Here is an 8062-nt window from a genome sequence, read left to right on the forward strand (position 1 = left end):
ACGACCGCCGGGGCGTCCGGGGTACGGGCCGCCTGCGCCTCGAACAACGCCGGGAACGTCGTCGCGGGCGCCGTGGGCCGAGGGCCCTGCCACACCCGCAACAACTGCTCCCGCTCCGCACCGGTGAGGACGTCGAGGCGGCCCAGGAGCTGCTCGGGGGCATCGGCGAAACGCTCCAGGATGTGCTGGAGCCGCAGGCCGATGAGCTCCACCTGCCCGGCGGTGAAGAGATCCGGGCGGTAGCCCATGCGCAACCGCATCCGCTCGCCGGGGAGGATCGCCAGGCTGAACGGGTAGTGGTTGTCGTCGGTGGTGTGCACGCCGGTGACGCGCAGGCCGTCGACGGGCTCGGAGAAGCTGTCGGTGTCGACCGGGTAGCTCTCGAACGCGGTGATGGTGTCGAAGAGTTCGCCGCCGCCGAGGAGGGCCTGGATGTCGGAGAGGCCGTAGTGCTGGTGGTCCATCAGCTCCGACTGCTCGTCCTGGAGACGGCGCAGCAGGTCGGCGACGGACTGTCCGGCGTCCAGGCGGACGCGGACCGGCAGGGTGTTGATGAAGAGGCCGACCATGTTCTCCATGCCGGCCATCTCCGGCGGGCGGCCGGAGACGGTGCTGCCGAAGACGACATCGTCCCGGCCGGTGAGACGGCCCAGCAGGACGCCCCAGGAAGCCTGCACCACGGTGTTGGCGGTGAGGTCGTGACGGCGGGCCAGGGCCGCGACCGCCGCGGTCAGCTCCTCGGAGAGCTCGTGATGGTGGTAGTGCGGCGGCTCGGTGGCGGCGGCCGGGGCGGCCGGGGCCAGCAGGGTGGGCTCCTCGACCCCGGCGAGGGACCGGCCCCACGCCTTCGCCGCCTCGTCGCGGTTCTGGGCGGCGGCCCAGGCGAGGTAGTCGCGGTACGGCGTGACCCGCGGCAACCCGGTGTCGTCACCGCCCTGCGCGTACAGGACGAACAGCTCCCGCAGCATGATCGCCATCGACCAGCCGTCGAGCAGGATGTGGTGGTTCGCCAGCACGAAACGGAACCGCCGGCCCGAGAGCCGTACGAGGCTGAAGCGCACCAGCGGCGGCGCGGTCAGGTCGAAGTGCTGGGCACGGTCGGCGGCCATGAGCGCATCGAGGCGGTGCGGCTCGTCCTCGGCCGCCACGTCCGTCAGATCGATCTCCTGCCAGGGGAGCTCCACCTCGCGGGGGATGAGCTGCACGGGCTTGTCGAACCCCTCGTGCAGGAACCCGGCGCGCAGGTTCGCGTGCCGCCGGAGCAGGGCGGCGGCGGCCGCCTTCAGGGCTGCCACATCCAGGGCGCCTTCGAAATCGAAGGCGATCTGACCGCCGTACACGTCGAGCTCCTGCTCGTCGAGCAGGGCGTGGTACAGCATGCCCTCCTGCATCGGTGACAGGGGGAGGACGTCCTCGAGTCCCGCACCATTCATGACGACTTCCTCCACGTGCTTTCCAGAAGATCGAGTTGTGCCTGCGACAGGTTCACCAGCGGCATGTCCGACGGCGAGTGGCCGCCCGACTCCGGCGCGGCGGCGTGCCGGGTCAGCGCGTCGAGGGCGTCGAACCAGTCGTCCGCCAGGTCCCGCATGTCCCGCTCGGGGAACAGTCCGTCGGGCCAGGTCCAGGTGACGTTCAGTTCGGGACCTTCGGGAAGGTCCCTGACGAGGGCGTTGATGTCGATGGCGTGGGCCAGTCGGGTGTCCGGGTCGCCGGCGGCGGCTCCGGTCAGGGCGGCCGACTCCGGTGCCACGGCCCAGTCCTGGCCCTCGGCGCCCGGAGCGCCGATGCGCCCGAGATAGTTGAAACCGATCTGGGGGTCCGGGTACGCGGCCAGCAGGGGAGCCGTGGCCGGGTTGAGGTGGCGCAGCATGCCGTGACCGATGCCGTGGTCCGGCACGGCTCGCAGCTGCTCCTTGACCCGCTTCACGGCGCGTCCCAGGGCCGCGCCGCCGGCCCTCACCTCGTCCCGGTCGAGCTGCCCGGGGTCGAGCCGTACCGGGTACACGGTCGTGAACCAGCCGACCGTACGGGACAGGTCGGCGCCCTCGACCACGTCCTCGCGGCCATGGCCCTCCAGGTCGACGAGGACGGCTCCGTCCTCGCCGAGGCCCCGGCGGCGGCGCCACTGGGCCACGGCCAGAGCGAGCCCGGTGAGCAGCACGTCGTCGACCCCTCCGTGGAACGCGGCCGGGACGTCGGTGAGCAGCGGCTCGGTGCGGTCGGCCGGCAGGCTCAGGGTGAGCGAGCGTGCTCCGCCCGCGGTGTCGGACTCCGCGAGCGGACGTCCGCCGAGAGGCGCCTCCTCCTCGGAAAGCATCTCCAGCCACAGCTCCGCCTCGTCCTCCCGCTCGGCGGCGGCCTCGGTCAGGCGCTGCGCCCAGCGGCGGAAGGAGGTTCCGTTCGGCGCCGGGCGCGGCTGTTCGCCGTCGGCGGCGGCCTGCCAGGCCGCCGCGAGGTCCGGGAGCAGGATCCGCCAGGACACGCCGTCGACGACCAGGTGGTGGGCGGTGACCAGCAGCCTGCCCGGGGCCGACGGCCCGGCGTCGAACCAGACCACCCGGAGCATCCGTCCGGCGGCCGTGTCGAGTCCGCGCCAGGCGGCCTCCGCCTCGGCGGCGATCAGAGCCTCCAGGTCCGCACCGGTGAAGCCGCCCGTGGGGACCCGGACCACGGCCTCGGTGGCCGGGACGCTGCCGCGGGCGGGCACCTCCAGCGACCAGGGTGTGTCGCCCTCGCCGCGGGTCACGGTCATGCGCAGCGCGTCGTGGTGGTCCAGCACGGCCTGGACGGCTGTGGTCAGGTGCTCCAGGCCCAGTCCGGCCGGCACCCGCACCAGCATCGACTGGACGAACCCCTCGGTGGCCCCGCCGTGCTCCTGGAGCCAGCGGATGACGGGGGTGGCCGGCAGGGTGCCGATACCGGCGTCCGGGTCCTCGGCGGGGGTGTCCTCCGCTTCGCGGACCACGCGCGCCAGGGCGGCGACGGTCCGGTGGGTGAAGACGTCCTTCGGGGAGAACACCAGGCCGACGGCGCGGGCGCGGGCGACGAGCTGGATGGAGACGATGGAGTCCCCGCCGAGGTCGAAGAAGCTGCTGTCGACGCCGACTTCGGGCAGTCCGAGCACTTCGGCGAAGAGCGCGCACAGCGCCTGCTCGACCGGGTCGCCCGCCGCACGGCCCGTCGCCTGCGCCGAGAAGTCCGGTGCGGGCAGCGCCTTGCGGTCGAGCTTGCCGTTGGCCGTCAGCGGCAGCGCGTCCAGCAGGACGACGGCCGCGGGGACCATGTACTCGGGCAGGGTCCGCCCCACCTGTTCCCTCAGCACCGCGGGCTCCGGGGCGGCGCCGGCGGCCGGGACCGCGTAACCGACCAGCCGGCGGACGCCGGGGGTGTCCTCCCGGACCACGACGGCGGCCGCGGCCACCTCGGGACCGGCGGTCAGCGCGGACTCGATCTCGCCGAGCTCGATGCGGAAACCGCGGACCTTGACCTGGTCGTCCATCCGGCCCCGGTACTCCAGCAGCCCGTCCGCCGCGGCCCGCACCAGGTCGCCGGTGCGGTACAGGCGGGAGCCGGGCTCCCCGAAGGGGTTGGCCACGAAGCTGCCGGCCGTCAGGCCGGGGCGGCCCAGATAACCGCGGGCCAGCTGGTCGCCCGCGAGGTACAGCTCACCGGTCACCCCCGGCGGGACGGGCCGCAGGTGTCCGTCGAGAACGTGCAGCCGGGTGTTGCGCACCGGCCGGCCCACCAGGGGCTTCTCGCTCTCCGACAGGGGCAGGAAGACGCTGTCGATGGTGGCCTCGGTCGGGCCGTAGAAGTTGTACGCGGCGGTGTGCGGGGCGGCGCGCAGACGCGACCACAGGTCGGGGCCGAGGGCCTCGCCGCCGAGCATCAGCACCGTCGGGTGGTGCCGGCCGTCGGCCAGCATGCCCGCCTCCACCAGCTGTCCGGCGAACGCCGGGGTGAGGTCGAGGAAGTCGACGCGTTCCCGGTCGACGTAGTCGGCCAGAGCCTCCGGATCGCGACGGGTGTCGTCGTCGATCAGGTGGAGTTCATGGCCGTCGAGCATCCACAGCACGCCGTCCCAGGCGGTGTCGAAGGAGAACACGGCCGTCAGCGCCACCCGGAAGCGGCCTTCGGGGCTCTCGGCCCGTGCATGCCGGTCGAAGAGCGTCTCCTTGTGGCTGAGGAACAGGTTGACCAGGTTGCGGTGCTGCACGACCACGCCCTTGGGACGGCCGGTCGAGCCCGAGGTGTAGATGACGTACGCCGGGGCGGCGGGCCTCAGCGGCGCGGTGCGGTCGGAGTCCACCACGTCCTGCGGACCGGCGGCGGCCAGCTCCCGGCCGGTCTCCTCCGTGTCCAGCACCAGGCGTCCGATGCCCGCGCCGAGACCGTCGGCCGCGAAGCGGGCGTCCACCTCGCTGTCGGTCAGTACCACCGTCGGCGCGGAGTCCTGGAGCAGGTAGGCGATGCGGTCCGCCGGGAGCCCGGGGTCCACCGTCAGGAAGGCGGCACCGGCCTTCAGCACCGCGAACATCGCGACCAGCACCTGGGGGTCGCGCGGCAGCGCGAGCGCGACGATCCGCTCCGGTCCGACGCCCCGCCCGATGAGCAGGCGGGCCAGCCGGTTGGCCCGCTCGTTGAGCTCCGAGCAGGTCAGCGTGGTGCCGTTGAAGACGACGGCGGTCGCGTCGGGCGTGCGGGCGGCCAGGCCCTCGAGCAGCGCCTGGACGGGATGTCCGGGCACGGGGTGCAGGAGCGCGTTCCCGCCGGCGAGCGCCGTCTCCCGCTCCTGCGCGGTCAGCACGTCCAGCCGTCCGACCGGACGGTCAGGGTCCTCGGCCACCGCTTCGAACAGCCCGGTCAGCCGGGCCGCCAGGGCCTGCGCACGGTCCTGCGGGAAGCGGCCCGGGGCGTACTCAAGCCGCAGCCGGAGCCGCTCCCCGGGCAGCGCCGCGAGGGTGACGGGGTAGTGCGTGGCGTCCGCGCCGTCGACGTCGGACACCCGCAGCCCGGTGCCGGGGAGTTCCAGCACCCCGGCGTCCATCGGATAGCTCTCGAACACGGTGAGGGTGTCGAAGAGGTCACCGATGCCGACCAGGCCCTGGATCTCGGAGAGCTGCACGTGCTGATGCGGCATCAGCCCGCTCTGCGCGGCCTGTACCCGGGTCAGCAGGGCGGAGACGGTCTCCGCCGGGTCGACGGTGATCCGCACCGGCACCGTGTTGATGAACAGGCCCACCATCGACTCGACGCCCGGCACCTCCGGCGGCCGGCCGGAGACGGTGGCACCGAACACCACGTCGTCCCGTCCCGTCGACCGGGCCAGCAGTACCGCCCACAAGCCCTGCACCACGGTGTTGAGCGTCAGTCCGGACCGGCGGGCCCACTCCTGGAGCCGCGCGGTCAGCTCCTTCGACAGCTCGAAGGGCAGCTGCTGCGGCACCTCCGCCTCGTGGCCCCCGCCCCGGGCCGCGGAGTCGTCCGGGACCAGCAGCGTCGGCTCCTCCACGCCGGCCAGCGCGCTCCGCCAGGCGTCCAGGGACACGGCGCGGTCCTGCCCGCCGACCCAGGCCAGATAGTCGCGGTACGGGGTGACGCGCGGCAGGTCGCGGCCGGCGCCGATGTTCCGGGCGTACAGGGTGAACAGTTCGCCGAACACGATCGGCATGGACCACCCGTCGAGCAGGACGTGGTGGTTGCCGAACACCAGCCGGTGGCGCTCGTCGGCCAGCTTCACCAGGGTGAAGCGCAGCAGGGGCGCGACGGACAGGTCGTAGCGGGTGGCGCGGTCCTCGGCGAGGATCCGCTCCACCCCGGCCCGCTGCGCGTCCTCGTCGAGGCCCCCGAGGTCGGCCTCCTGCCAGGGCAGGTCCACGGCGGCCGGGATCACCTGGACCGGGCGGTCCGCGATGTCCATGCGGAACGCGGCCCGCAGGTTGTCGTGGCGCGCCAGCAGCGACTCGGCGGCGGCCCGCAGGGCGCCGGCGTCCAGCGGACCGTCCAGGCCGAAGGAGAACTGGACGCTGTAGACGTCCGGTCCGCCCTCGTCGAACATCGCGTGGAAGAGCAGCCCCTCCTGGAGCGGCGCGACGGGCAGGATGTCGGACGGCGCGGGGTGCGCCTCCTCGATCCGGTCGATCTGCTCCTGGCTGAGCTCCACCAACGGCAGGTCGGCCGGGGTGAAGCCGCCCGCTCCGGGCAGGGCGGCGTGCGCGGCGATGTCCCGCAGCGCGTCGAACCAGTCGGCCGAGAGCGCCCTGACGGCGGCCTCGTCCAGCAGGCCCTCGGCCCACACCCAGGTGACGGTGAGCACGGGGCCCTCGCCCTGCCCGTCCTGGACGACGGCGCTGACCTCCAACGGGTGCGGTACCGCCATCGCCGCGTCGGCGATGCCGGTACCCAGCAGCAGGTCCGACTCGGCGGCCGGGGCCCAGTCGGCGGAGCCGGCGGCACCGCCCACGCGGCCCAGGTAGTTGAAACCGATCTGCGGAACGGGCAGCGCGGCGAGCACGGGCCGCGCCCCGAGGTCGAGGTGGCGCAGCAGGCCGTAGCCGATGCCGTTGTCGGGGACCGCCCTCAGCTGTTCCTTGACCCGCTTCACCGCGGCGTCGACACCGTCCGAACCCGCGTTCAGACGCACCGGGAACAGGCTGGTGAACCAGCCCACCGTCCGCGACACGTCGACGCCGGCCAGGACGTCCTCCCGGCCGTGTCCCTCCACGTCCAGCAGCACGTCGTCACCGTCGAGGCCACGGGCCCGGCGCCACCTGGGCACCGCCAGGGCCAGCCCCGCCAGCAGCACCTCGTTCGCCCGGGCGTGGAACACCTGGGACACCTCGCCCAGCAGCGCCGAGGTCACCTGGGCCGGCAGCGACACCGACAGCGACCGGGCGGTCCCCATGGTGTCGCGGGCCGGGTCGGCGGGACGGCCGCCCAGCAACGGGTCGGGCCCGGTCAGGGTCCGCTCCCAGAAGGGCAGTTCACCGGTGCGCTCGGCCGTGTGAGCGGTGAGCTCCCGGGCCCAGGTGCGCAGCGAGGTCGGCACCGGGTCGAGCTCGATCCGACGGCCCGCGGCGACGGCCGCACCCGCGGCGGCCAGGTCGCCCAGGAGGATGCGCCACGACACACCGTCGACCACGAGGTGGTGGGCGGTCAGCAGCAGCCGTCCGGGAGTCTCGTCCCCGGCGTCGAACCACACGGCCCGCAGCATGACGCCGTCCTCGGGGGCGAGGGCCGCCTGCGCCGTGTCGTGGTGCCGGGCGATGGTCTCCCGCAGGGCGGCCTCGTCCATGCCGAGCGCGTCGGCACGCAGGATCAGGCCGGCGGCCCGGACCGCGTCGCGCGGGAGCACCTCCAGGGACCAGCCGTCGGCGCGGCGGTGCAGCCGGCTGCGCAGTGCGTCGTGACGGTCCAGGAGTGCCTGCACCGCCTCGGTGAGCTGCTCCTGACGCGTTCCGGCGGGGATCCGCAGCAGCATCGACTGGCTGAACCGGTCGGTGGGGCCGCCGAGTTCGGAGAGCCAGGCGACGATCGGCGTGGTGTCGACAGAGCCGATGCCCGCGTCCGGGTCCTCCGTCGCGTGTGCGGTGGCGGCCTCGGCGACCTTCGCGAGCGCGGCGACGGTCTTGTACTGGAAGACGTCGCGAGCGGTGATGCCGAGCCCGGCCTTGCGGGCGCGGGCGACGAGCTGGATGGAGACGATGGAGTCGCCTCCGAGGTCGAAGAAGCCGTCGTCGGCGCCGACGGTCTCCACCCCGAGCACCTCGGCGAAGATCGCGCACAGCGATGTCTCCACGGGCCCGGAGGGCGCCCGGCCCGCGCCCGCCGCCCGGCCGTACGCGGGTGCGGGGAGCGCGGTGCGGTCGAGTTTGCCGTTGACGGTCAGGGGGAGGGTGTCGAGGGTGACGATCGCGGCGGGCACCATGTGCTCCGGCAGCGACGTCCGCAGCGATTCCCGCAGCGCCGTCGGATCCGTCGTCGTGTCGTTGCCGTCCGCCACGACGTAGGCGACCAGGCGGCGGTCGCCGGGGCGGTCTTCGCGGATGGTGACGGCGGC

At 73.7% G+C, this 8062-nt stretch carries 2 protein-coding genes; both read right to left on the bottom strand.

The annotated features are described in order from the left end of the window. Positions 1-1433 (bottom strand): condensation domain-containing protein (locus ACFP2V_RS35300; RefSeq protein WP_381219639.1); only part of this gene is annotated, 1433 nt, incomplete at its 3' end. After that, positions 1430-8050 carry an amino acid adenylation domain-containing protein gene (locus tag ACFP2V_RS35305; protein WP_381219642.1) on the bottom strand — a complete coding sequence of 2207 codons (6621 nt, stop codon included), beginning with the start codon at positions 8048-8050 and terminating at the stop codon, positions 1430-1432. The genes ACFP2V_RS35300 and ACFP2V_RS35305, both read right to left, overlap by 4 nt. Between the last annotated feature and the right edge of the window lie 12 nt (positions 8051-8062).

Source organism: Streptomyces incanus (assembly GCF_042656345.1).
Lineage (GTDB): Bacteria > Actinomycetota > Actinomycetes > Streptomycetales > Streptomycetaceae > Streptomyces > Streptomyces incanus.